The sequence below is a fragment of the Phycicoccus endophyticus genome, from assembly GCF_011326735.1.
Classification (GTDB): Bacteria; Actinomycetota; Actinomycetes; order Actinomycetales; family Dermatophilaceae; genus Phycicoccus; species Phycicoccus endophyticus.
In genome coordinates, this window is sequence record NZ_JAANCN010000001.1 from 452,156 (window position 1) to 475,068 (window position 22,913).

The 22,913-nt window shown below is 74.9% G+C and carries 21 protein-coding genes, 1 tRNA gene and 2 riboswitches; of the genes, 5 read left to right on the forward strand and 17 right to left on the reverse strand.

Annotated features, from left to right (window positions below; all coding sequences use genetic code 11):
- Positions 1-58: 58 nt before the first annotated feature.
- From G8D98_RS02220 to G8D98_RS02235, 4 genes are read right to left on the reverse strand one after another with little or no spacing between them, the layout of a single operon-like run.
- A complete protein-coding gene (locus G8D98_RS02220) occupies positions 59-682 on the reverse strand; it encodes an L-threonylcarbamoyladenylate synthase (RefSeq protein ID WP_166098454.1) in 624 nt (207 codons plus the stop codon).
- Positions 683-719: 37 nt separating this feature from the next.
- Positions 720-1,172: an OsmC family protein gene (locus G8D98_RS02225; protein ID WP_166098456.1), complete on the reverse strand. Its 453-nt coding sequence runs from the start codon at positions 1,170-1,172 to the stop codon at positions 720-722.
- The gene (locus tag G8D98_RS02230; RefSeq protein WP_166098459.1) at positions 1,169-1,711 is read right to left on the reverse strand and encodes a DUF1697 domain-containing protein; all 543 of its coding nucleotides are present in this window, start codon (positions 1,709-1,711) and stop codon (positions 1,169-1,171) included. Before G8D98_RS02230 ends, G8D98_RS02225 begins: the two co-directional genes overlap by 4 nt.
- Positions 1,712-1,768: 57 nt before the next feature.
- Positions 1,769-3,250, reverse strand: a complete 1,482-nt coding sequence (locus tag G8D98_RS02235) for a glutamate-cysteine ligase family protein (protein WP_166098462.1) — start codon at positions 3,248-3,250, stop codon at positions 1,769-1,771.
- 92 nt (positions 3,251-3,342) lie between these two features.
- Here G8D98_RS02235 and G8D98_RS02240 point away from each other — a divergent pair, with 92 nt between their 5' ends.
- Together G8D98_RS02240 and G8D98_RS15595 are read left to right on the forward strand one after the other, a co-directional pair.
- Complete coding sequence (locus G8D98_RS02240) at positions 3,343-4,515, forward strand: exonuclease SbcCD subunit D (RefSeq protein WP_166098464.1); 1,173 nt, start codon at positions 3,343-3,345, stop codon at positions 4,513-4,515.
- Positions 4,512-7,514 (forward strand): AAA family ATPase, encoded by a 3,003-nt coding sequence (locus tag G8D98_RS15595; RefSeq protein ID WP_166098466.1) that lies wholly within the window; start codon positions 4,512-4,514, stop codon positions 7,512-7,514. The genes G8D98_RS02240 and G8D98_RS15595 overlap by 4 nt, the downstream gene beginning before the upstream one ends.
- 6 nt (positions 7,515-7,520) lie before the next feature.
- Here G8D98_RS15595 and gcvP read toward each other — a convergent pair whose 3' ends face one another.
- From gcvP to clsA, 10 genes are all read right to left on the reverse strand, one after another.
- A complete protein-coding gene (gene gcvP, locus G8D98_RS02250; protein ID WP_166098469.1) occupies positions 7,521-10,397 on the reverse strand; it encodes an aminomethyl-transferring glycine dehydrogenase in 2,877 nt (958 codons plus the stop codon).
- Positions 10,398-10,465: 68 nt separating this feature from the next.
- A riboswitch (glycine riboswitch) is annotated at positions 10,466-10,561 on the reverse strand.
- 50 nt (positions 10,562-10,611) lie between these two features.
- Positions 10,612-11,139 (reverse strand): MerR family transcriptional regulator, encoded by a 528-nt coding sequence (locus tag G8D98_RS02255; RefSeq protein ID WP_166098921.1) that lies wholly within the window; start codon positions 11,137-11,139, stop codon positions 10,612-10,614.
- A 234-nt stretch (positions 11,140-11,373) separates the two neighbouring features.
- On the reverse strand, positions 11,374-11,865 hold the full coding sequence (locus G8D98_RS02260; RefSeq protein ID WP_166098471.1) for a bifunctional nuclease family protein: 492 nt from the start codon (positions 11,863-11,865) through the stop codon (positions 11,374-11,376).
- Positions 11,866-11,914: 49 nt separating this feature from the next.
- Positions 11,915-12,595 carry a transcriptional regulator FtsR gene (gene ftsR, locus G8D98_RS02265; RefSeq protein WP_166098473.1) on the reverse strand — a complete coding sequence of 227 codons (681 nt, stop codon included), beginning with the start codon at positions 12,593-12,595 and terminating at the stop codon, positions 11,915-11,917.
- A 12-nt stretch (positions 12,596-12,607) separates the two neighbouring features.
- Positions 12,608-13,066, reverse strand: a complete 459-nt coding sequence (locus G8D98_RS02270) for an FHA domain-containing protein (RefSeq protein ID WP_166098924.1) — start codon at positions 13,064-13,066, stop codon at positions 12,608-12,610.
- Between the two features lie 98 nt (positions 13,067-13,164).
- Entirely contained in the window at positions 13,165-13,551 is a 387-nt protein-coding gene (gcvH, locus tag G8D98_RS02275) for a glycine cleavage system protein GcvH (protein WP_166098475.1), read from the reverse strand.
- Between the two features lie 31 nt (positions 13,552-13,582).
- Complete coding sequence (locus tag G8D98_RS02280; protein WP_166098478.1) at positions 13,583-14,350, reverse strand: DUF881 domain-containing protein; 768 nt, start codon at positions 14,348-14,350, stop codon at positions 13,583-13,585.
- Positions 14,347-14,679, reverse strand: coding sequence for a small basic family protein (locus G8D98_RS02285; RefSeq protein ID WP_166098481.1), 333 nt, complete (start codon positions 14,677-14,679; stop codon positions 14,347-14,349). The genes G8D98_RS02280 and G8D98_RS02285 overlap by 4 nt, the downstream gene beginning before the upstream one ends.
- Positions 14,676-15,575 (reverse strand): DUF881 domain-containing protein, encoded by a 900-nt coding sequence (locus G8D98_RS02290; RefSeq protein WP_166098484.1) that lies wholly within the window; start codon positions 15,573-15,575, stop codon positions 14,676-14,678. Before G8D98_RS02290 ends, G8D98_RS02285 begins: the two co-directional genes overlap by 4 nt.
- The gene (clsA, locus tag G8D98_RS02295) at positions 15,572-16,168 is read right to left on the reverse strand and encodes a cardiolipin synthase ClsA (protein ID WP_166098487.1); all 597 of its coding nucleotides are present in this window, start codon (positions 16,166-16,168) and stop codon (positions 15,572-15,574) included. The genes G8D98_RS02290 and clsA overlap by 4 nt, the downstream gene beginning before the upstream one ends.
- Before the next feature lie 59 nt (positions 16,169-16,227).
- On the opposite strand from clsA, the gene G8D98_RS02300 reads away from it, so the two are divergent.
- From G8D98_RS02300 to G8D98_RS02310, 3 genes are all read left to right on the forward strand, one after another.
- A complete protein-coding gene (locus G8D98_RS02300) occupies positions 16,228-17,385 on the forward strand; it encodes a MalY/PatB family protein (RefSeq protein ID WP_229661696.1) in 1,158 nt (385 codons plus the stop codon).
- Positions 17,386-17,393: 8 nt separating this feature from the next.
- Positions 17,394-17,488, forward strand: a riboswitch (TPP riboswitch).
- On the forward strand, positions 17,479-18,327 hold the full coding sequence (thiM, locus tag G8D98_RS02305; protein ID WP_166098489.1) for a hydroxyethylthiazole kinase: 849 nt from the start codon (positions 17,479-17,481) through the stop codon (positions 18,325-18,327). Its footprint overlaps the riboswitch before it by 10 nt.
- A complete protein-coding gene (locus G8D98_RS02310) occupies positions 18,324-20,480 on the forward strand; it encodes a bifunctional hydroxymethylpyrimidine kinase/phosphomethylpyrimidine kinase (protein ID WP_166098492.1) in 2,157 nt (718 codons plus the stop codon). Before thiM ends, G8D98_RS02310 begins: the two co-directional genes overlap by 4 nt.
- 64 nt (positions 20,481-20,544) lie before the next feature.
- Here G8D98_RS02310 and G8D98_RS02315 read toward each other — a convergent pair.
- The 3 genes from G8D98_RS02315 to cmk form a co-directional block, all read right to left on the reverse strand.
- Positions 20,545-20,621 (reverse strand) — tRNA-Pro (locus G8D98_RS02315).
- 69 nt (positions 20,622-20,690) lie between these two features.
- Positions 20,691-22,160 carry a ribosome biogenesis GTPase Der gene (gene der, locus G8D98_RS02320; RefSeq protein WP_166098494.1) on the reverse strand — a complete coding sequence of 490 codons (1,470 nt, stop codon included), beginning with the start codon at positions 22,158-22,160 and terminating at the stop codon, positions 20,691-20,693.
- Positions 22,161-22,204: 44 nt separating this feature from the next.
- Positions 22,205-22,900: a (d)CMP kinase gene (gene cmk / locus G8D98_RS02325; protein ID WP_166098496.1), complete on the reverse strand. Its 696-nt coding sequence runs from the start codon at positions 22,898-22,900 to the stop codon at positions 22,205-22,207.
- Positions 22,901-22,913 lie beyond the last annotated feature (13 nt).

Below are 22,913 nucleotides of genomic sequence, written 5' to 3' on the forward strand. Positions count from 1 at the left end.
ACCACCGAGGCCGCGCCCCGGCGCCGGACGGCTCACCGGCGCCGGGGCGCGAGACACCTCAGCGCACCGGCCACGGCCCGGCGCCCTGGCGCACCACCTCGCCGGTCGGCTCGCCCAGGGTGAAGTCGACGACGGTCGTCGGCTCCAGCCCGCACTCCCCCGAGTCCAGGACGATGTCGACGACGTGGTCGAGCGCCTCCTTGACCGACCAGCCGTCGGTCATCGGCTCCTGCTCGCCCGGCAGGATGAGCGTCGAGGACAGCAGGGGCTCGCCGAGCTCGGCGAGCAGCGCCCGCACCACGGCGTGCTCGGGGATCCGCACCCCGACGGTGCGCTTCTTCGGGTGCAGCAGCCGCCGCGGTACCTCGTGGGTCGCCGGCAGGATGAACGTGTACGGGCCCGGCGTGGCCGCCTTGACCGCACGGAAGACGTGGTTGTCGACGTGCACGAGCTGGCCGAGCTGGGCGAAGTCGCGGCAAACCAGGGTGTAGTGGTGGCGGTCGTCGAGCCGCCGGACGGCGCGGATGCGCTCCTTGGCCTGGGCGTCGCCCATCCGCGCCCCGAGCGCATAGCCGGAGTCGGTCGGGTAGGCCAGCAGGCCTCCCCCGTCGAGCACGGCCACGGTCTGGGCGATGGCCCGGGGCTGCGGGTCGACCGGGTGGACGTCGAGGTAGCGCGCCATCGGCCCAGGGTGCCAGACCGGGCCGCGGCGCGCGGGCTCAGACCTCCTCGAGCGTCACCTCGACGGGCGTGCCCCGGGTGATCGTCTGGGTCACGGTGCACAGCCGGTCGTGGCTGCGCGCCATCGCGCTCGGCAGCCGCTCGCGCGCCCGGTCGCCGTCGGCGCCCTCGGGGAAGCGCACCCGGAAGGTGACGACGAGGTCGGTCAGGTGGTTGCCGGCGTCGTCCTTGGTCTTCTCACCCTCGGCGACGAGCTCGAAGACCTCCGGCTCGGCGAGCCGGCTCGTCATCCAGTCCACGTCCGAGCCACCGCAGGCGGCCATCGCGGTGAGGAGGAGCTCGACCGGGGTGAAGTCCTCGCTCTCCCCACCACCGCCACAGCGGATCGTCCCGCCGCGCGGGTTGCGCACCTCGTAGAGGCCCTTCTCCAGCCGGGTCATCGACACGCTGCGGTGGCCGGTGCCGGTCCCGCCGGTGTGCTCCTGGGTCATCCTTCTCCCCATCTGTCGTCGACCGCGCGGACCACGTCGATGCCGCGCCAGGTCGTGGTGAGGCCCGTGATCCGTTCGATCCGGGCGTTGGTCAGGGTGGAGCGGTGGAAGTCCACCCCCAGCTCGGCGAGCACCGCGCCGGTGAGCGCCCGGGCGGCCTCCCCCGCGCGCGGCCAGCCCGCGAGGACCTCGGCCGCCTCCTCGGGCACGTCACCGTCGGCGAGCGCGAGGTACCGGGCTCCCCCGCCCGGCAGCAGCGGCCCGAGTGCGTCGGCCTCCTCGAGGAGGGCGTGCAGCTGGGCCGGGGTCCGCACGATGGCCGGGATCTCGAAGCCCGCCCACCGCGAGAGCACCTCGGTCAGCTCCCCGGCGACCGCCTGCGGCGAGCGTCGCCGGCTGGTCACGTGCACGTTGCCCGACTGGATGTGGGTCTCGACCCGCCCGAAGCCGGCGTCCTCGAGAGCGCCACGCAGGTCGGCCATCCGCACGAACCGGCCGCCGACGTTCACGGCGCGGAGGAAGGCGACGTACCGGGGCACTCCCCCATCCTTCCATCCCCGCCACCGACGAGGACGGACACCCCCCGGGGTGTCGGGTCAGGGCAGCGGCCAGGTGTGCACCGGCTCGTTGGCGTCCATGAGCTCGGCGTACCGCGCGAGCATCCGGCGCAGCGCCTCACGGCGTTCGACCCCCTCGCCCTCGAGGTGCTCGACGGTGCGGGTCTGCCACTCGGCGCCGTTGACGCCGCTGCGCGCGCGGCCCTCGATGATGCCGAGGTAGCGCTCGCGGACCGCGTCGGAGACCCCCCACGCACGCAGGCCCTCGTGGGCCAGCGGCAGCAGGTGGCGCAGGACCAGCTCGTCGGCGGGCACCTCGCCGTAGCCGGGCCAGTAGATCCGCGCGTCCATCCCGTCGCGGGCGGCCTGGCGGAAGTTCTCCTCGCACGCCGCGAAGCTCATCTTCGTCCACACCGGCCGGTCGGCGGCGGCGAGCATCCGCACCGCCCCGTAGTAGAAGGCCGCGTTGGCCAGCACGTCGGCGATCGTCGGCCCCGCCGGCAGCACGCGGTTCTCGACCCGTAGGTGAGGCGTGCCCCCGACGATGTCGTAGATCGGGCGGTTCCACCGGTAGACCGTCCCGTTGTGCAGCCGCAGCTCGCCGAGCTCGGGCGCGATGCCCGCCTCGAGCTTGGCCATCGGGTCCTCGTCGGTGATCTCCGCGAGGAGGGTCGGGAAGTAGCGGACGTTCTCCTCGAACAGGTCGAAGATCGAGGTGATCCACCGCTCGCCGAAGAACACCCGCGGCCGGACCCCCTGGTTCTTCAGCTCCACCGGACGGGTGTCCGTGGCCTGGCTGAACAGCTCGACGCGCGTCTCGGCGTGCAGCCGCTTGCCGAAGAAGTAGGGGCTGTTGGCGGCGAGCGCGAGCTGCACCGAGGAGAGAGCCTGGGCGGCGTTCCAGTGCTGGGCGAACTCGTGCGGCGCGACCTGCAGGTGCAGCTGGACCGAGGTGCACGCGGACTCGGGGGCGATGGAGCTGCAGTAGGTCGCGACCCGCTCCCCCGTCGGGCCCTCGATGTCGAGGTAGACGTCCTCACCGCGGGCCAGGACGATGGAGTCGTTCAGGGCCGTGTAGCGGTTGTTCTCGCTGATCCAGTCGCCCTCGTAGTGCTCGGGCATGATCGTCGGCAGGATGCCGATGGCGACGATCTTGGACCCGACCTCTCCCGCCGCCTCGTCCGCGGCGTTCAGGCTGGAGCGCAGGTCCTCCTCGAGCTCGAGCGCCGCGTCGCCCGGGAGTGGCCGGGGCGGCACGTTGAGCTCGATGTTGTAGCGCGCCAGCTCGGTCTGGTAGCCGGGGTCGGCGATCGCCGCGAGGACCTCCTCGTTGTGGAAGTGCGGCTGCTGCTGCCCGTCGACGAGGTTGAGCTCGATCTCCAGCCCGGTCATCGGCCGGTCGAAGGCGAAGCTGCTCTGGGTGAGCATCCGCTCGAAGACGTCGAGGTTCTGGCGGACCTTCTCCCGGTAGCGCTGACGCTGTTCGCGCGTGTAGCTCTGCGCGCTGACCTCGGCTCCCATGACGACAACCAACCACATCGGGAGGCGGCGTGGTAGCCGGCGACGCGTTTCGGTCCCGGGCTGCGTCGGTGGGTTCTCCTAGCGTGGGACCCGTGCGGCTGCTCCACACCTCCGACTGGCACCTCGGGCGCTCGTTCCACGGGGTCGGGCTGCTCGGTGCCCAGGCCGAGCACCTCGACCACCTCGTCGAGGTCGTCCGCGGCGAGCGGGTCGACGCGGTCCTCGTCAGCGGCGACGTCTACGACCGGGCGATGCCCGCGCCGGACACCGTGGCCCTGCTCTCCCAGACCCTCGAGCGCATCGTCGACACCGGCGCCGCGGTCGTCCTCTCCACGGGCAACCACGACTCCGCGACCCGCCTCGGCTTCGCCGCCGGCCTGCTCGAGCGCTCCGGGGTCCACATCCGCGCCTCGGTGGCCGACATCGGTCGACCGGTCCTCCTCGGCGACGTCGCCGTCCACCCCCTCCCCTACCTCGAGCCGGCGCTGACCGCCGACACCCTCGGCGCTGCGGAGCGCACCCACGAGGCGGTGCTGCGAGCCGCGATGGGCCGGGTGCGCGCCGACGCCGCACGCCGGCCCGGCCGCACGGTCGTCATGGCCCACGCGTTCGTCTCCGGTGCGCTCTCGAGCGACTCCGAGCGCGACATCGCCGTCGGTGGCGTCGCAGCCGTCCCCGCCGACGTGTTCGCCGACGTCGACTACGCCGCCCTTGGCCACCTCCACGGGCGCCAGCGGGTCACCGAGTCGGTCCGCTACAGCGGCTCTCCGCTCGCGATGTCCTTCGGCGAGTGGCGCCAGCGCAAGGGGGGCCTGCTCGTCGACCTCGCCGGCGAGCACCCCGTCGTCGAGGAGGTCGACGCACCCGTGCACCGCCCGCTCGCGGTGCTGCGCGGCCGGCTCGAGGACCTGCTGGCCGACCCGCGCCACGGGGGTGCCGAAGGCTCCTGGTGCCAGGTGACGCTCACCGACGCCACCCGCCCCCTCGGCGCGATGGAGCGTCTGCGGCGCCGCTTCCCGCACACCCTCGAGCTGCGCTTCGAGCCCGAGGGGGCCGTCGCGCCGCTACGGCCCTACGCCGAGCGGGTGCGGGCCGCCTCGACGCTCGAGGTCTGCTGCGACTTCCTCGGTCACGTCCGCGGCGGGCGGGCCGCGGACGACGAGGAGCGCGCGCTCCTCACCGAGGCGCTCACCGCGGCCCGGGTGGCCCGCGGGCTCGCCGACGACGAGGGCGGCGCGCGCACCGCCGGGGCGGGCGCGGCGTGATCCTGCACCGGCTCGAGCTGCAGGCCTTCGGGCCGTTCGCCGAGCGTGCCGTCGTCGACCTCGATGCCGCCTCTGCCGCCGGTCTCTTCCTGGTCCACGGCCCGACCGGGTCGGGCAAGACGAGCCTGCTCGACGCCATCTGCTTCGCCCTGTACGCCGACGTCCCGGGCTCGCGCTCGCGCCGGGGGCTGCGCTCGGACCACGCCTCGCCCGAGACGCCTCCCGAGGTCGTCCTCGAGCTCACCGTCTCCGGGCGTCGGCTGCGGCTGACCCGCTCCCCCGAGTGGCAGCGCCCCAAGCGCCGGGGGACCGGCACGACCCGGGTGCCGGCGGCCGTCGTCCTCGAGGAGCGGCGTGGGAGTGGCTGGGAGGCCGTGAGCACCCGGCACGACGAGGTGGCCGACGTCGTCGCCGACCTGCTCGGGATGGGGATGCAGCAGTTCGCCACCGTCGTCCTCCTCCCCCAGGGCGAGTTCGCGACCTTCCTACGGGCCGAGCCCGAGGCCCGCCGTGAGCTGCTCCAGAGACTGTTCGACATCGGGGTCTTCAGCGACGTCGAACAGTGGCTGGCCGACACCCGGCGGGAGACCGTGGCGGCGCTGGAGGCGGCGGGCGCCGAGCTCGAGCACGACCTGCTCCGGCTCGCCGACGCGCTCGAGGCCCTCGCCACGGCCGATCCCGAGCTCGTGGTGGGCGACCCGGCGCCGGAGATGCTTCCTCGACGGCTGGCCGAGATCGCCACCCGGCTCGGCGACCGGGTCACCGCGTCGGTCACCGAGCTCGACGCACTCGAGGCGACCGAGGCCGCGGCCCACCAGGCTCTGGCCACCGGCCGCGAGCTGCTCGGCCATCGTCGGCGCGGCGAGCAGGCCACCGCCGCCCTCGCCGAGCTGGCCACCGCCGAGCAGGCCCACCGGGAGCGGGCAGCGCGGCTCGCGGCGTGCGAGCAAGCGGCCGCCCTGCGCGGCCACCTCGCGGCCCTGGAGCGCGCACGCGAGGAGGTGCGCACCGAGGCCGCCGAGGCCGAGTCCCGGCGGGCGGCCGCCACCGCCCTCGGGGTCGACCCCTGCGGTGACGAGCCTGCGGTGCTCGCCGAGCGGGCGGGCTCGCTCGACGACGCGGCCGGCGAGGTCGACCGGCTCACGCTCACCGCCCGAGAGCTCGCCACCTCGCTCGAGGGCCTCCTCACTCGGCGCGACCGGCTCGAGGCGCAGCAGGCAGGGCTCGCCGAGGAGCTGCCCGCCGCCCGCTCCGCCGCGGAGCAGGCCGGAGAGACCGCCACCGCGGTCGCCGCCGAGGCCGCCCGCGCCACCGACCTCGCCGCCGCCGTCGAGGAGGTCGAGCACCGCCTGGGCCTGCTCGCCGAGGCCGACGCCGACGCCGCCCGGGCCGCCGCCCTCGAGCCCGCCCTCCTCGCCGGCCGGGAGCGGCTCTCCGGGCTGCTCGGGCAGCTGATCGAGCTGCAGCACAGGCGGCTCGAGGGCATGGCCGCCGAGCTCGCCGACCGGCTCGAGCCCGGCACGCCCTGCCCGGTCTGCGGGGCCGCCGAGCATCCCGACCCCGCGGTCGCCGCCGACCCGGTCTCCCCCGAGCAGCTCGCGGCGGCGCAGGACGCCGTCGAGCACGCTCGCGTCGAGGTGGACCACACCGAGGGCGCCGTCCGGGACCTGCTCGCCGCCGTCCGTACGCGCGAGGAGGTGCTCGGCGGCGCCACCGGCGAGGGCCTGCGCGCCCGGCTCGCCGAGCGTCGGGCCGCGCTCGAGGCCGCGCGGGCGGCCGAGCACCACCTCGTCGAGGCCGAGTCCACCCGGGCCCGGCTGCGCGCCGAGGCCGACCGGGTGACCGCCGCCCACGAGCAGGCCACCAGCACGCTGGAGTCCCTGGGCGAGCAGGTCCGGGCCCTCGGCGAGCAGGCCGAGGACGTCGGCTCACGGCTCGCGGCGGCGGTGGCGGCCCACGACGGCTGCCCCTGCGGTGGCAGCGACCCGGCCCGGCACCGCGAGGTGGCCGCCGTGCTGACCGGGCTCGCGCGGGCCGAGGCCGCGGTCACCGCGGCGCGCTCACGCCTGGCCGGGGCCCAGGACGACCTCGCGGGCGCCCTGGCCGAGGCCGGCTTCCCCGACGCCGACGCCGCCCGCGACGCGCTGCTGCCCGCGCCCGAGGCCGACCGGCTGCGCGACGCCGTCCTCGGGCACGAGCGCGCGGTCGCCGCGGCCACGGCCGTCCTCGCCGAGCCCGAGGTCGACGCCGCGCTCGCCGGGCAGGCGCCCGACCTCGAGGCTCTCGCGGCGGCGCACACCGCCGCTCGGCGTCTCGTCCTCGAGGGCTCCTCGCAGCACGAGGCGCTCACCCGCGCCGCCCGCGCCGTCGACCGGCTGCGCCCTCGGCTCGAAGAGCACTGTCGGGGGCTGGCCGAGCTCACCGGGCGTCATGCCCGGGTGCGCGAGCTGGCCGACGCGGTGGGCGGCACCGGCGGCGAGAACACCCTGCGCATGCGCCTGACCTCCTTCGTCCTCGCTGCGCGCCTGGAGAAGGTCGCGGCCCTGGCCAACGAGCGCCTCGCGGTCATGGGCTCCGGCCGCTACCTCCTCGAGCACAGCGACGACCGGGCCGCCCGGGGTGCGCGCTCCGGGCTCGGCCTGCGAGTGCTCGACCAGTGGACCGGCCGGGTGCGCGACACCGCCACCCTCTCCGGCGGCGAGTCGTTCATGGCCTCGCTGGCGCTGGCCCTCGGGCTGGCCGACGCCGTCCGCGAGGAGGCCGGGGGTCTCGACCTCGGCACCCTCTTCGTCGACGAGGGCTTCGGCAGCCTCGACGAGGACAGCCTCGACCAGGTGGTCGGGGTGCTCGACGGACTGCGCGAGGGAGGCCGGGCGGTCGGCGTGGTCAGCCACGTCCCCGACCTGCGCGCCCGGATCGGGCACCAGGTCGTCGTCACCAAGGGGTCCGCGGGCAGCACCGTCGCGGTTCGGGTCGCGGGCGTCACCCCCGCGGCCTGAGCGGCCTCACTCCTCGAAGGCCTCCGGCGCCGGGCACGAGCACACGAGATGCCGGTCGCCGTAGGCGCCGTCGATCCGCCGTACCGGAGGCCAGTACTTCGCCGTCGGGTCCACGCCCGCCGGGTAGGCCGCCGTGTGCCGGTCGTAGGGGTGCTCCCACGGGCCCGCGAGCGAGGCGGCCGTGTGCGGGGCGTTGCGCAGGACGCTCTCGCCCAGGGTCACGGCACCCGAGGCGACCTCGTCGACCTCCGCGCGGATGGCGACCATCGCGTCGCAGAACCGGTCGAGCTCGGCGAGGTCCTCGCTCTCGGTGGGCTCGACCATGAGCGTGCCCGCGACCGGGAAGGACATCGTCGGTGCGTGGAAGCCGTAGTCGACGAGCCGCTTGGCGACGTCGTCGACGGTGACCCCGGTGTCCTTGGTGATGCCGCGCAGGTCGAGGATGCACTCGTGGGCGACGAGGCCCTCGGCGCCGGCGTAGAGCACCGGGTAGTGCTCACGCAGCCGGGCGGCGACGTAGTTGGCGCTGAGCACCGCCACCTGGGTCGCCCGGGTCAGCCCGGCGCCACCCATGAGGCGGACGTAGGCCCAGGAGACCGGCAGGATGCTCGCCGACCCGAAGGGCGCCGCCGAGACCGGCCCCACGCCGGTCGACGGCCCCGCCTGGGGGTCCAGCGGGTGGTTCGGCAGGAACGGCGCGAGGTGCTCGCGACAGGCCACCGGGCCCACCCCCGGGCCCCCGCCGCCGTGCGGGATGCAGAAGGTCTTGTGCAGGTTCAGGTGCGAGACGTCGGCGCCGAACCGGCCGGGCTCGGCCAGCCCGAGCAGGGCGTTGAGGTTGGCCCCGTCGACGTAGACCTGCCCGCCCGCGTCGTGGACCAGGGCGCACAGCTCGGTGATGGTGTCCTCGAACACCCCGTGCGTCGAGGGGTAGGTGACCATGATCGCCGCCAACGTGTCCCGGTACTGCTCGACCTTGGCGCGCAGGTCGGCGAGGTCGACGTTGCCGCTCACCGGGTCGGTGCCGACGACGACCACCGTCATCCCTGCCATGACCGCGCTCGCCGCGTTCGTGCCGTGCGCGCTGCTCGGGATGAGGCAGACCCGGCGGGCCTCCTCGCCGTTGGCGCGGTGGTAGGCGGCGATGGCCAGCAGCCCGGAGAGCTCTCCCTGCGAACCGGCGTTCGGCTGCAGCGAGCACGCGTCGTAGCCGGTGAGCTCGCACAGCCACCCCGACAGCTCCTCGACGAGGTCACGGATGCCGCGGGTCTGGCCGGCCGGCGCGAACGGGTGCAGGTCGGCGAACTCCGGCCAGGTGACGGCCACCATCTCGCTCGTCGCGTTGAGCTTCATCGTGCACGAGCCGAGGGGGATCATCCCCCGGTCGAGGGCGAAGTCCCGGTCGGCGAGCCGGCGCAGGTAGCGCAGCATCGCCGTCTCGGAGCGGTAGGCGGAGAACACCGGGTGGGTGAGGTAGCCCGAGGTGCGCACGAGCGCCTGCGGCCAGGCCGGGGCGGTGAGCTCGACCTCGCCCGGCGGAGTGACGCCGAGCGCCCGGCAGACCTTCCCGAGGACCACGGTGTCGGTGGTCTCGTCGACGCTGAGCCACACGGTGTCCTCGTCGTGGCGCCAGAGGTTGACCCCCTCGGCGAGCGCCGCGGCGAGAACCTCGTCGGCCCGGCCCGGCACGTGCAGCGTGAGGGTGTCGAAGAACGGCGCGTCACCGACGGCGACGCCCCCGGCGGCCAGGGCCTCGGCGAGCGCCCGCGCGTGGGCGTGGGTCCGCAGCGCGATCGCGCGCAGGCCCTCGGGGCCGTGGTACACGGCGTACATGCTCGCCATGACCGCGAGGAGCACCTGGGCGGTGCAGATGTTCGACGTGGCCCGCTCCCGCCGGATGTGCTGCTCACGGGTCTGCAGCGCCAGCCGGTAGGCCGGCGCGCCCTCGGCGTCGACCGACACCCCGACGAGGCGCCCGGGCAGGGTGCGCTCCAGCCCCGCGCGCACGCTCAGGTAGCCCGCGTGCGGGCCGCCGAAGCCCATCGGCACCCCGAACCGCTGGGTGGTCCCGACGGCGACGTCGGCGCCCCACTCCCCCGGCGGGGTGGCAAGCGTCAGGGCGAGCAGGTCGGCCGCGGCGGTGACCAGTGCACCCGCCTCGTGCGCGGCTCGGGCCAGAGCGCTGTGGTCGCGCAGTGCCCCGTCGGCGCTCGGGTACTGGACGAGCACGCCGAAGACGTCGCGGCCCCCGGCGGCGTCCCGTACCCCCTGTGCGGTGTCGACCGTGGTGAGGTCGGCGACGACGACCTCGATGCCGAGCGGCAGCGCACGGGTGCGGACCACCGCGAGCGTCTGCGGGAAGACCGCGTCGTCGACGAGGAGCACGGCGTCGGCGGGCGTCTTCGCCGCGCGCCGCATGAGCGTCATCGCCTCCGCGGCCGCCGTGCCCTCGTCGAGCAGGGAGGCACCGGCGGTCGGCAGCGCGGTGAGGTCGGCGACGACGGTCTGGAAGTTCAGCAGGGCCTCGAGGCGCCCCTGGGAGATCTCCGGCTGGTAGGGCGTGTAGGCGGTGTACCAGGCGGGGTTCTCCAGGACGTTGCGCTGGATGACGGCCGGGGTGAGCGTGCCGTAGTAGCCGAGGCCGATGAGCGAGGTGAGCACGGTGTTGCGCACCGCGCGCGCCCGCAGCTCCTCGACCACGGCCCGCTCCGAGGCCGCGGCCGGCAGCTCGAGGCGTCCCTCGAGCCGGATGCCGGCGGGGAGCGCCGCGTCGAGGAGCCCCTCGAGCGAGTCGCGCCCCACGCGCTCGAGCATCCCCGCGAGCTCCTCCTCGCGCGGACCGACGTGGCGGGCGACGAACGCGGGAAGGTCAGCGGTGCTCACGGAGGGCCTCCAGGGGCAGACGGCAGGGTCGTCCTCCCCCTCTGTCGGGCGCGCTCCTCCAGAGGTGCCTGCACCGTGCGGTCCCTGGTGCCTGAGAGGTTCTGGGGAGTGTTGCCCCTTCGGCGCCCCGGCACGGATGCCGGGGACTCTCCCGCGCGGTATGGGCGGCGAGGGCCAACCTACCACCGGGACCGGGCCGCGCCCGGGACGCGGATCAGGCCAGCCGGGCGGCCCGACGGGCGCCGAGCTCGTCCCCGGGCTGGAGCGCCTCGGCGCCGCCCTCGTCGGCGGCGCGCTCGCTCGGCAGGTCCGAGAGGGTCCCCTCGACCTCGCGCCAGACCTTGCCGACGGCGATGCCGAAGACGCCCTGGCCGCCCTGGAGGAGGTCGATGACCTCGTCGCTCGAGGTGCACTCGTACACCGAGGCCCCGTCGCTCATCAGGGTGATGCCCGCGAGGTCCTCGACCCCGCGCTCGCGCAGCACCTGGACGGCGCCGCGGATCTGCTGGAGGGAGACCCCGGTGTCGAGCAGCCGCTTGACCACCTTGAGCGCGAGGATGTCGCGGAACCCGTACAGCCGCTGGGTGCCCGAGCCCCCTGCCGCGCGGACCGACGGCTCGACGAGCCCGGTGCGCGCCCAGTAGTCCAGCTGGCGGTAGGTGATGCCGGCCGCCTTGCAGGCGGTCGGGCCGCGGTAGCCCACCTCGTCGTCGAGCTCGGGGAGGTCGTCGGCGAACAGCATTCCCTGCGCGGCGACGGGGGTGGTGCCCTGCCGCGCGTGTTCGGTGGAGCCCACGCCTACCTCCTGGTGATGCCGGCTGCTGCGAGCGACTCTACGCCCGCGAATGACATCGGCGTCACTCTGCCGGCCACGTCTGTGACGGATGTGACGCTAGGGGCGGATGTGACCAGCGTCAACGACCGAGGCCCCGACCGCCCCCGGCGTGTCGCATCCGGGCGTGTCGGGGACCGGCGCTCAGGACTCGGGGTCGGTGTCGAAGTCGTCGGCCGAGACCTGGTCGAGGAACTCCTTGAAGCGCTCCACCTCGTCGTCCTCGTTCTCGGCCATCTCCACGCCCGCCTCGTCCAGCAGGGTGTCCTCGGCGACGATCTCGGCGCCGGCACGCAGGGCCAGGGCGATGGCGTCCGAGGAGCGCGAGTCGACGTCGGCTCCCCCGCTGCCGGCGCCGCCGTCGATGGCGAGGACGGCGTGGAAGGCACCGTCGCGCAGGGCGACGATGCGCACCCGGGTCAGGGTGTGGCCGAGGTCGTCGATGACCGCGCGCAACAGGTCGTGGGTGAGCGGTCGCGGCGGGACGACACCCTGCTGGGCGTACGCGATCGCGGTGGCCTCCGCGGCACCGATCCAGATCGGCAGATACCGTCCGCCGTCGCGCTCGCGGAGCAGGACGATCGGCTGGTTGTTCGGCATCTCGACGCGGACCCCGAGGACGTCCATCACCTTCACACCGTCACCGTACCCCGCGGGCCTGGCGCGCGAGGATGGCGACCCGACCTCACTCCGGTCGCTCGAGAGCACTGCGCAACAGGGCCGCGTGCAGTGCCAGGAGGAGCCGGGCGACCTCCTCGGTGGCCCGCTCGGCGTCCTCCCCCCGGCGCGGCCCGAGCACCTGCTCGGCGAGCCCGAGCTCACGGTCCACGGCCACCCGGACCGCCCGCAGATGGCGCGCCTCGAGCCCGAACCCGGCAAGGCCGGCGGCGGCCCGGGCGGCCCGCAGGGCCTGCACGTCGAAGCCGCCGTCGCCGCCGGGCGCGAGCAGGCCGTGCTCGACGAGCTCGGCCACGGCCGCGGGCTCCAGGCCGCTCGCCCGGCCCAGCTCGGCTGCGGTGACCCGCAGCGCCTGACCGGCGCGGACCGCCGCGGCGTCGGGCAGGTCCGGGTCCGGCCCGGCCTCCGGCACCCACGGCGGGTGGTCCGGCCCGCCCGGCTCCAGCCCCCGGTCAGCGGCAGCGAGGGCCTCCTTGATGACCCGCAGCGGCCAGAAGTGGTCGCGCTGGGCGCGCAGGACGTAGCGCAGCCGCTCGACGTCGTCCGGGCCGTAGCGGCGGTAGCCGGAGGGGGCCCGCTCGGGCGTGAGCAGCCCCTCGGCCTCGAGGAAGCGGATCTTGGAGATGGTGACGTCCGGGAACTCCTCGACGAGCTCGCGGACCACCGCCCCGATCGTGCGGGCAGGCACCCCCGCGCCCGCTCAGTCCTCGGCGCTGGCGTAGAAGACGAGCCGGAACTTGCCGATCTGCACCTCGTCGCCCGTCGAGAGGCTCGCCTCGTCGACGAGGTCCCGGTTGACGTAGGTGCCGTTGAGCGAACCGACGTCCTCGACGACGAACGTCCCGGCCGAACGGCGGAAGACGGCGTGCTTGCGCGAGACGGTGACGTCGTCGAGGAAGATGTCGCTGTCCGGGTGCCGGCCCGCCATCACCTCGTCGTCGTCGAGCAGGAAGCGGGCGCCGGTGTTCGGGCCGCGCAGGACGACGAGCAGCGCCGTCCCGGGCCGCAGGGCCTCGACGGTGGACAGATCAGCCTTGGTCAGGACGTGCTCGGCCTCGCCCTGGGGCTCGCTGCGGGTACCGCCCTCGACGGCCTGCAGCCGCATCGTCGTGGGGTCGGGCGCAGGCTGCTGCTCCTCGCCGCGCTCGTCGCCAGTCATCTGCTCCATCACCCTTCGTCGTGACCTGCCGCCCACGCCACCCTAGATCACCGGGGCACCGCAGGCCCACCCCCTGCCGGGCGCTTCCCGCGCCCCGGTCAGGACAGCTGGGAGGTGTAGGCCTCGACGTCGAGGAGCGCCTCGACGTCCTCGGCCGTGGTCGGGCGCAGCTCGTACATCCAGCCCTCGCCGTACGGGTCGCTGTTGACCAGCTCGGGCGTGGCGTCCAGCGCGCTGTTGACCGCCGTCACCTCACCGCTCACCGGGGCGTAGAGGTCGCTCACCGACTTCGTCGACTCGACCTCGCCGCAGGTGTCGCCGGCGGTGACCGCATCCCCGACCGCCGGGAGGGTGACGTAGACGACGTCCCCGAGGGCCTCCTGGGCGAAGGCGGTGATCCCGACCCGCACCGTGTCGCCGTCCGGGCGCACCCACTCGTGCTCGGCGGTGTAGCGCAGGCCGGAGGGGTACTCGAGGTCGCTCATGACTCTCCTGTCTCGGGGACGCGCGGTGGCGTCAGGGGGTGCTCGTCGGTACCGGTTGAGCGTACTGAGGCGTGGTGACGCTGAGCAACGCGTCGACGTCGACCCGCTCGCGGATGTCGACCGTCGCCTCGGCGCCGACCCGGCGGACGGTGGCCGTCACCCCGCCGGGGATCTGCATCGCGCCGGCGAGGGTGTCGGAGTCGCCGATGGCGCGCACGACGTACGGAGGGCTGACCTCCGTGCCGGAGACCGAGATGCCCTCGTCGGTGTCGGCGAACCACGTCGAGGCCGCCACCCGCACGTCGCCGACCTGGATGGCCTCGGCGCCGGCGTCCCGCAGCTCCTGGATCGCGTCGAGCAGAAGGATCTGACCGACCGCGTGCTCCGGGTCGGCGATGCGCAGCACGATGCCGGGGCCGGTGGCCGGCTCGGTCCCGGCGAGGATGCCGAGGGCGTCGAGCCGCTCCTGGGCCGCGCGCTGGGCCTCCTCCTCACCTGTCGTCCGGCTCTCGAGCAGCTCGAGGGAGGACTGCAGGTCCCGCACCTCCTGCGAGAGACGGTCGCCGTCCTGGTCGACGTCGGCGAAGATCCGCACGAGCTCGTCCTCGCGCAGGTTCTCCAGCCCCTGGATCGAGGTCTGGCGCACCTGCGCGATGATCGCGAAGCCGAGTGCCGCGGCGAGCAGCATGGCCAGCAGGTTCGACCTGCTCGGCCGCGGGGCGCCCGCACGCCGCAGCCGGGCCCACGCGTGGCGGGCGTCGGTCGGGGGGTTCGTGCTCGCGCGCTCCGGCTGGCTCATGCGTCGAAGAGGTGGCGGCGGATGGAGGCGACGTTGGAGAAGATCCGCACGCCGAGGACGACGACGACGCCGGTGGACAGCTGGCTGCCGACCCCGAGCTTGTCGCCGAGGAAGACGATGAACGCGGCGACGACGACGTTGGAGAGGAAGGAGACGACGAACACCTTGTCGCTGAAGATGCCGTCGAGGATCGCCCGGACCGCGCCGAAGACCGCGTCGAGGGCCGCGATGACGGCGATCGGCAGGTAGGGCTGGAGCCACACCGGCACCGCGGGCTGCAGCAGCAGCCCGACGACGATGCCGAGGGCGAGTCCGATGGCAGGGATCACGACGAGGGGTCCTCCGGGTCGCTGGTCGCCCCGCTCGTCGGGGACACCCCAGTATCCAACGGCGTCGCGTAGCGGGTCGTCAGGCCGACGGCGGCGGGCACGCGCAGGTCGTCGGAGACCTCGGTGTCGGCCCGGATGCCGAAGTTGCTGTGCAGGGCCGAGACGTAGCTGCCGCCGACGCCGTCGGCGAACCGCCCCGGCAGCTCCTGGGGGTCCCCGAGGGCGGTGACGACGTAGGGCCGGGCCAGGGGTCGGTAGTCGACGATGAGCGCCGACCCGGCGAACCGGATGGCCGAGACCGAGGTCAGCCGGTTCCCGTTGATGCTCACCGCCTCGGCACCCGACTGCCACAGGGCGTTGACGACGTACTGCAGGTCGCGGGCGAGGATCCGCTGCTCGTCGGCCTGGTCGCTCGTCGTGGCGTCGGCGCTGTCGGCCTCCGGGGAGTCGTCGAGGGTGAGCACGAGGCCCGGGCCGGTGAGGGGCACGGCGCCGACGGCCTCGGAGATCTCCTGGCTGCGGGTGGTGTCCGCGCCCACGGACGCCAGCTGCTCGGCCTCGAGCGCCGCCACCTGCGCCTGCAGGCGCTGGGCCTGGGCGGTCAGCCGGTCGGCCTGGGCCCGTCCCGCCTCGATCTCGCGCACGAGGTCCTTCCGGGCGGTGCTGCGCGGCGTGTTGCTCGCGGTGAGGTTGGCGGCGGCCACGCCCACCGCGAGCCCCATGACGAGCGTCGCGAGCAGCAGCCGGGGCGCGCGCAGCGACGTCGAGCGAGGCAGGCCCGCCGCGGCCCGGCGGTCCGCGGCCGCCTGGTAGCCGGGGTCCAGCGGTCGCTCGAGCATCGTGCGGATCAGCGTCATCGACGCGTCGGGGCGTCGACCTCCCGACGCGGCCGTCATGCCAGGACCGTCCGTTCGTGCGCGAGGAGGCGGCGCAGCTGGGCGGCGTAGAGCAACCCGGCGAGCCAGTACAGGACGATGCCCCACCAGGCGAACCCCCACCCGATGGGTTCGGCCACCCGGGCCACCGGCGAGTCGCCGTCGGCGAGGAGCAGCAGCGGGAAGGCGTAGAGCAGGTTGAAGGTCGCGGCCTTGCCCGTGAGGTGGACCGGCAGCCCCAGCCAGCCGTGCCGCTTGGCGACGAGGACGACGACGCCCATGAACGCCTCGCGGGCGAGGAGCACCCCGACGACCCACCACGGGATGACGTCGCGCACCGCCAGCCCGAAGAGGGTCGAGGCGATGTAGAGCCGGTCCGCGACCGGGTCGAGGAGCTGTCCGAGGCGGGACTCCTGGCCCCAGGCGCGGGCGATCCGCCCGTCGAGGTAGTCGGTGGCCCCGGAGACCGCGAGCAGGACGATGGCCAGGGCGTCGTGCCCGGAGAGCACGGCCCAGAGGAAGACCGGCACACCGACGAGACGCAGCGCGCTGAGCAGGTTCGGCAGGGTCAGGACACGCGTGCTCACCGCCCCCGAGGAGTCCTGCGCCACCATGGCCGTCACTGTAGGCGGTGCGCGCGTCCGGGCGCTCGACACCCACCTAGGGTGGTCGGGTGAGCACTCCCATCCTCGGCGCGAGCGAGGCCGAGCTGCGCCGTGACCGCACGAGCGTGAAGTGGCGGGCCTACCCACCGGACGTGCTCCCCCTGTGGGTGGCCGAGATGGACGCGGCGCCGTGCCCCGCCGTCGTCGAGGCGGTGACCGCCGCCATGGCCCGGGGCGACACCGGGTACGGCTGGGCGCCGGACTACGCCGCAGCGGTCGCGCGCTACGTCTCGACCGCCTGGGGATGGGCCCCCGACCCGGCCTCGATGCTCGTCGTCACCGACGTGATGATCGGCGCGAGCGAGACCCTCCGGCTGCTCACCGACGAGGGCGGGCCCGTCGTGATCTCCCCGCCGGTCTACGACGCCTTCTTCGGCTTCCTCGAGGCGATCGGCCGCCGACGCGTCGAGGCGCCGCTCACCCCGCAGGGCCGGCTGGACCCCGAGGCGCTGCGGGCCGCGTTCGGGGAGGCCACCGCCCGCGGCGAGCGGGCCGCCTACCTCCTGTGCAACCCGCAGAACCCGACGGGGGCCGTCCACTCCCCCGCCGAGCTGGCGGCGCTGGCCGACGCGGCCGCCGAGTACGGGGTGCGGGTCGTCGCCGACGAGATCCACGCACCGCTCGTACTGCCCGGCGGGCCGGCGTTCACGCCGTACCTCACCGTGCCGGGTGCCGAGGACGCCTTCGCGGTCTTCTCGCCGTCCAAGGGCTGGAACCTCGCCGGGCTGAAGTCGGCCGTCGTCCTCGCGGGGCCGCGGGCCCGTGGCGACCTCGCCCGCCTCCACGAGGTGCACACGCACGGCTCCTCCCACCTCGGCGAGATCGCGCACGTCGCCGCCATGCGCGACGGCCTCGGCTGGCTGGACCGGCTGCGCGCCGAGCTCGGCGCCAACCGCGACCTCCTCGGGGGCCTGCTCGCCGAGCATCTCCCGCAGGTGCGCTGGCGTCCCCCCGAGGCGACCTACCTCGCCTGGCTGGACTGCCGTGCCCTGGGGCTGGGCGACGACCCCGCCGAGGTCTTCCGGGAGCGGGGACGGGTCGCCCTGGGCTCCGGGCCGCGCTACGGCTCGGACGCCGGCCGGGGCTTCGTGCGGCTCAACCTCGCGACCTCACCGGCCCTCGTCGAGGAGGCGGTGCGCCGGATGGCGTCGACGCTGTCGGACTAGAGTGCGCAGGTAGTGGCACGGGGTGCCGCCACGGGCGGCTGAGATCACACCCGTCGAACCTGCTCTAGTTCGTACTAGCGGAGGGATGTCGCCATGAGCGCACGTCTGCATTCGGAACTCGGCTCGACCCTGCCCGCCGCCGCCGCGGAGCTCCTCGGCGCGCTGCGCGAGCGACCGCCACTGACGCAGTGCATCACGAACACGGTCGTCACCGGCTTCACGGCCAACGCGCTGCTCGCGGTCGGCGCGGCGCCGGCGATGGTCGACATCGTCGGTGAGGCCGGGAGGTTCGCCGAGGGCGCCTCGGGCCTGCTGGTCAACCTGGGCACCCCCACCCCGGAGCAGCGCGCCGCGGCTCTCGAGGCGGTGGGGGCCGTCACGGCAGCCGGCACCCCGTGGGTGCTCGACCCCGTCGCGGTCGGCGCGCTACCGGTGCGCACCGAGCTCGCGCACGCGCTGGCGCGGCAACGCCCGACCGCGGTCCGGGGCAACGCCTCCGAGATCCTGGCGCTCGCCGGTCTCAGCGCGGGAGGGCGCGGCGTGGACGCAACGGACAGCACGGACGCCGCGCTCGAGGCAGCGGTGCTGCTGGCCCGCAGGCACGGCAGCGTCGTCGCCGTGTCCGGACCGGTCGATCTCGTCACCGACGGCGAGCGGACATGGCGCATCGCGAACGGCCACGTGCTGCTGACGCGCGTCACCGGCGGGGGCTGCGCCCTGGGAGCGCTCATGGCGGCCTTCCTCGGTGGGGCCGCCCACCTCTCGGCCGACCCGCTCCTCGCGGTCGCCTCGGCCACCCTCGTCTACACCGTCGCCGCCGAGCGGGCCGCGCAGGCAGCGGCCGGGCCCGGCAGCTTCGCGGTCGGGCTGCTCGACGCGCTGGACGCCCTGGAGCCCGGAGAGCTGGCCGCCGCGGCGCGCGTCGAGGCGGGCACGCTGTGACCGCCGACCTGTCGCTGCATCTCGTCACCGACCCCGTGCTGTGCGGCGAGCGAGGCGTCGTCGAGACCGTCCGGCTCGCCGTCGCCGGCGGGGTGCGGGTCGTGCAGCTGCGCGACAAGACGGCGACCGACGCCGAGGTCGTCGAACAGCTCGTCGAGCTCGCGGCGGTCATCGACGGTCGTGCCCTCCTCCTCGTCGACGACCGGGTGGACGCAGCGGTGGCGGCGAGGGAGCGGGGGGCGCGTGTCGACGGCGTCCACGTCGGCCAGAACGACGCGGACGTGAGGTGGGCGCGCGCGAGGCTCGGGTCGGACGCGCTCATCGGGCTCACCGCGAACCGTCCCGACCAGCTCGCCGCGGTGAGCGCCCTGCCCGCCGGCACGGTCGACTACCTCGGCGTCGGCGTGGTCCGGCCCACGCGCACCAAGCCCGACCATCCACCCGCGCTCGGCGTCGACGGGTTCCGTGCCCTGGCCGCGGCCACCCCGCTCCCGTGCGTGGCCATCGGCGGCATCGGCCCCGACGACGTCGAGGCACTGCGGGACGCCGGGGCCGCGGGGGTCGCGGTCGTCTCCGCGCTGTGCGCCGCGGACGACCCGGAGGCGGAGGCGGCAGACCTCGCCCGTCGCTGGCGGGCGGGCATCGCGCCCCGGGTGCTCAGCATCGCCGGGAGCGACCCCTCGGGGGGCGCCGGCATCCAGGCCGACCTGAAGTCCATCGCCGCCAACGGCGGCTACGGCATGGCGGTGCTCACCGCGCTCACGGCCCAGAACACCCGCGGCGTGCGGGCCGTGCACGTCCCGCCCGTCGACTTCCTCGGTCAGCAGCTCGACGCCGTGTCGGACGACGTCGCGGTCGACGCCGTCAAGATCGGGATGCTCTCGGACGCGGACGTCATCCGCACCGTCGCCGACTGGCTCGACGCGGTGCGCCCGCCGGTCGTCGTCGTCGACCCCGTCATGGTCGCCACGAGCGGCGACCGCCTGCTCGACCCCGACGCGGAGGTGGCGCTGCGCGAGCTGCTCGTGCGGGCCGACGTGGCGACCCCCAACCTCGCCGAGCTCTCCGTGCTCGCGGGGCGAGCGGTCGACGGCTGGGAGGAGGCGCTCGACGCAGCGCAGGAGCTGTCGGCGTCACTCGGCGTCGCCCTGCTGGTCAAGGGTGGCCACCTGCCCGGCGACGAGGCGCCCGACGCGCTGGTCGACGCGACCCGGGGGGTGCGGCAGGAGTTCCCCGGACCCCGCATCGCCACCGTCCACACCCACGGCACCGGCTGCTCGCTGTCCTCGGCGCTCGCCACCCGGCTCGCACACGGCGACAGCCCCGCCGACGCGGTGGCGGCCGCGCGCGGGTGGCTGCGCGAGTCGCTGCGGGCCGCCGACCGCCTCCGCGTCGGGGGCGGGCACGGGCCGGTCAGCCACTTCGCCGGGCTGTGGTCCCGCGGCGGGCTGGAGACCCGGCCGGCCGCGGCGGAGGTCGCCGACGAGTGGTGGGGGCGCATCGCCGGCATCCGCGCCCGCATCGACGAGCTGCCGTTCATCCGGGCACTCGCCGACGGCACCCTGGAGCGCGAACGCTTCCTGACCTACCTGGGCCAGGACGCGCTGTACCTGCGCGACTACGCGCGCGTGCTCGCGCAGGCCGCCCGGATCGCTCCGACACCGACCGAGCAGGCGTTCTGGGCGCAGGCCGCGCACGGCGCGATCGCCGGTGAGCTGGAGCTGCACGCATCGTGGCTGGACCCCGACGGCGACCTCGGGGCGGCCACCGTCGACCTGGCACCCTCCGCGGCGACGACCGCCTACCTCGACCACCTGCGCTCGGCGGCGTTCGCCGGCGACTACGGCCGGCTCGTCGCCGCCGTCCTGCCGTGCTTCTGGCTGTACACCGACCTGGGCCGACGGCTGGAGGCCGGCGAGCTCGGCGAGCGCGCCCGGGACCCGGGCCACCCCTACGCGTCGTGGCTGGCCACCTACGCCGACCCGGCCTTCGCGCAGGCGAACGACCAGGCCATCCGGCACGTCACCGAAGCGGCGGCCGCGGCCGGTGCGGCCGATCGGACGAGGATGTTCCGGGCGTTCGAGCTCTCCAGCGCCCACGAGCTCGCCTTCTTCGCCGATCCCGGGCCCGCTGCCACGCCACGGGGTGCGTAGGCCTCTGGCCACCGGAGACGAGATCGCCATGGCCCCGGGGAGACGGCCTCTCCTCCAGGGCAACTGGTCGGGCTGACAGGATTTGAACCTGCGACCCCTTGACCCCCAGTCAAGTGCGCTACCAAGCTGCGCCACAGCCCGTGGCTGCTCCCTCACGGGAGCGGTCGAAACCTTATCCCACGCCCACCCGCGCGGCCGAATCCGCCCGCCTCAGCGGCGGGCCCGGCGCTTCTCGCGCACCCGGACGGAGATCTCGATCGGGGTCCCCTCGAAGCCGAACTCCTCGCGCAGCCGGCGCTCGACGAAGCGGCGGTAGCCGGCCTCGATGAACCCCGAGGCGAAGAGGACGAACCGCGGGGGGCGGGTGCCGGCCTGGGTGGCGAAGAGGATGCGGGGCTGCTTCCCGCCGCGGACGGGGTGCGGGTGGGCGGCGACGACCTCGCCGAGGAAGGCGTTCAGCCGCGCGGTCGGCACGCGGGTCTCCCAGGAGTCCAGCGCCCGGTCGAGGGCCGGCACGAGGCGCTCGAGATGGCGACCGGTGCGTGCCGAGAGGTTGACCCGGGGCGCCCAGGGCACCTGGACGAGGTCGCGCTCGATCTCCCGCTCGAGGAAGTGCCGACGCTCCTCGTCGGTCAGGTCCCACTTGTTGTACGCGATGACGAGCGCCCGGCCGGCGTCGATGACCTGCTGGACCACCCGGACGTCCTGCTCGGCGATCGGCTCGCTCGCGTCGATGAGGACGACCGCGACCTCGGCCTTCTCCAGCGCGGTCTGGGTGCGCAGGGAGGCGTAGAAGTCCGCCCCCCGCGTCTGGTGCACGCGCCGGCGGATGCCGGCGGTGTCGACGAAGCGCCACGAGCGGCCCGCGAGCTCGACGACCTCGTCGACCGGGTCGCGCGTGGTGCCGGCGACGTCGTCGACGACCACCCGGTCGGTGCCGGTCAGCTTGTTGAGCATCGAGGACTTCCCGACGTTCGGGCGGCCCAGGAGCGCGACCCGGCGGGGGCCCCCCGGCTGGTAGGCGGTCACCCGAGAGACGGCGGGGAGCACCTCGAGGAGGGCGTCGAGGACGTCACCGCTCCCGCGCCCGTGCAGCGCGGAGACCGGCCACGGCTGCCCGAGCCCGAGGTTCCACAGCGCGGCGGCGTCGGCCTCGGTGCGCTGGTCGTCGACCTTGTTCGCGACGAGCACGACCGGCTTGCCCGAGCGCCGCAGCATCCGCACGACGGCCTCGTCGTCGTCGGTCGCCCCGACGGTGGCGTCGACGACGAAGAGCACCGCGTCGGCGAGCTCGACGGCGATCTCGGCCTGCTCGGCGACCCTCAGGTGGATGCCCGTCGCGTCGACCGCCCACCCGCCGGTGTCGACGAGGGTGAACCGCCGCCCGGACCACTCCGCGTCGTAGGCCACCCGGTCGCGGGTGACGCCCGGGACGTCCTCGACGACGGCCTCCCGGCGGCCGAGGACGCGGTTGACGAGGGTGGACTTGCCGACGTTGGGCCGACCCACGACGGCGACCACCGGGGCGGGCGCGCGGACCTCACCGTCCTCGTCGAGCAGCCCCTCGGCCTCGAGGAGCGCGCGGTCCTCCTCGTCGAGCTCGAAGTCCTCGAGACCGGCACGCAGGGCCCGCTCGATCGCCTCGGGGTCCTGGGTGCGGGTCGGCTCGTCCGTGCTCATCCCCCCATTCTCCCGTATGCGCGCGGGTGCCGGCGACGCGCGGCTCAGCCGCTCGCGGCGGTGCGCTGCGCGACGACGTCGAGGACCGCGGCGATGCTCTCCTCGAGGCCGAGCTCGGAGGTGTCGACGAGGGCGACGCCGTCGGCGGCCCGGGTGAACGCCGACACCGTCGAGTCGTCCCGGTCACGGCGCACGACCTGGTCGCGGGTGGCCTCGACGGCGGCCGCGTCCGCCGAGCCGTGCAGCTCGGCGGAGCGCCGACGCAGGCGGGCCTCCTCGGAGGCGGTGAGCAGCACACGCACCCGCGCGTCGGGAGCGACGACCGTCGTGATGTCGCGCCCTTCCGCGACGACGCCACCGGCGCGCGCCGCGACGTCCTCGATCAGCTGCCGCTGGAGGCGCTGCAGCACCGGTCGGACCTCGAGGTTGGTCGCGACCGCGGAGACCGCGCTGCTCACCGCGGTCGTGCGGATGGCGGCACCCACGTCGGTGCCGTCGACCGTGACGCTCGGGGCCGCGGGGTCGGTGCCCATCGCGAGCGGCAGGTCACGAGCGGCCTGCGCGACCGCGGCCCGGTCGGTGAGGTCGACGCCGCGCTCGAGGCACGACCAGGTGAGCGCCCGGTACATGGCACCGGTGTCGAGGTAGCCCAGGCCGAGCCGCGTCGCCACGGCACGCGCCACGGTGCTCTTCCCGGAGCCGGAGGGACCGTCGATGGCGATCGTCAGCGGCGTACCCATGGGGCCGCAGCCT

Coding starts and splice junctions, on each gene's coding strand:
- G8D98_RS02220 (WP_166098454.1), bottom strand. CDS start 682: ATGGCGCGCTACCTCGACGTCCACCCGGTCGACCCGCAGCCCCGGGCC.
- G8D98_RS02225 (WP_166098456.1), bottom strand. CDS start 1,172: ATGACCCAGGAGCACACCGGCGGGACCGGCACCGGCCACCGCAGCGTG.
- G8D98_RS02235 (WP_166098462.1), bottom strand. CDS start 3,250: ATGGGAGCCGAGGTCAGCGCGCAGAGCTACACGCGCGAACAGCGTCAG.
- G8D98_RS02255 (WP_166098921.1), bottom strand. CDS start 11,139: ATGCTGTTCGCCGACGACCTCCCCGAGCTCGACGACGAGGTGGGCTAC.
- G8D98_RS02270 (WP_166098924.1), bottom strand. CDS start 13,066: ATGACTGGCGACGAGCGCGGCGAGGAGCAGCAGCCTGCGCCCGACCCC.
- gcvH (WP_166098475.1), bottom strand. CDS start 13,551: ATGAGCGACCTCGAGTACCCCTCCGGCCTGCGCTACACCGCCGAGCAC.
- G8D98_RS02280 (WP_166098478.1), bottom strand. CDS start 14,350: ATGAGCCAGCCGGAGCGCGCGAGCACGAACCCCCCGACCGACGCCCGC.
- G8D98_RS02290 (WP_166098484.1), bottom strand. CDS start 15,575: ATGACGGCCGCGTCGGGAGGTCGACGCCCCGACGCGTCGATGACGCTG.
- clsA (WP_166098487.1), bottom strand. CDS start 16,168: ATGGTGGCGCAGGACTCCTCGGGGGCGGTGAGCACGCGTGTCCTGACC.
- thiM (WP_166098489.1), top strand. CDS start 17,479: ATGAGCGCACGTCTGCATTCGGAACTCGGCTCGACCCTGCCCGCCGCC.
- der (WP_166098494.1), bottom strand. CDS start 22,160: ATGAGCACGGACGAGCCGACCCGCACCCAGGACCCCGAGGCGATCGAG.
- cmk (WP_166098496.1), bottom strand. CDS start 22,900: ATGGGTACGCCGCTGACGATCGCCATCGACGGTCCCTCCGGCTCCGGG.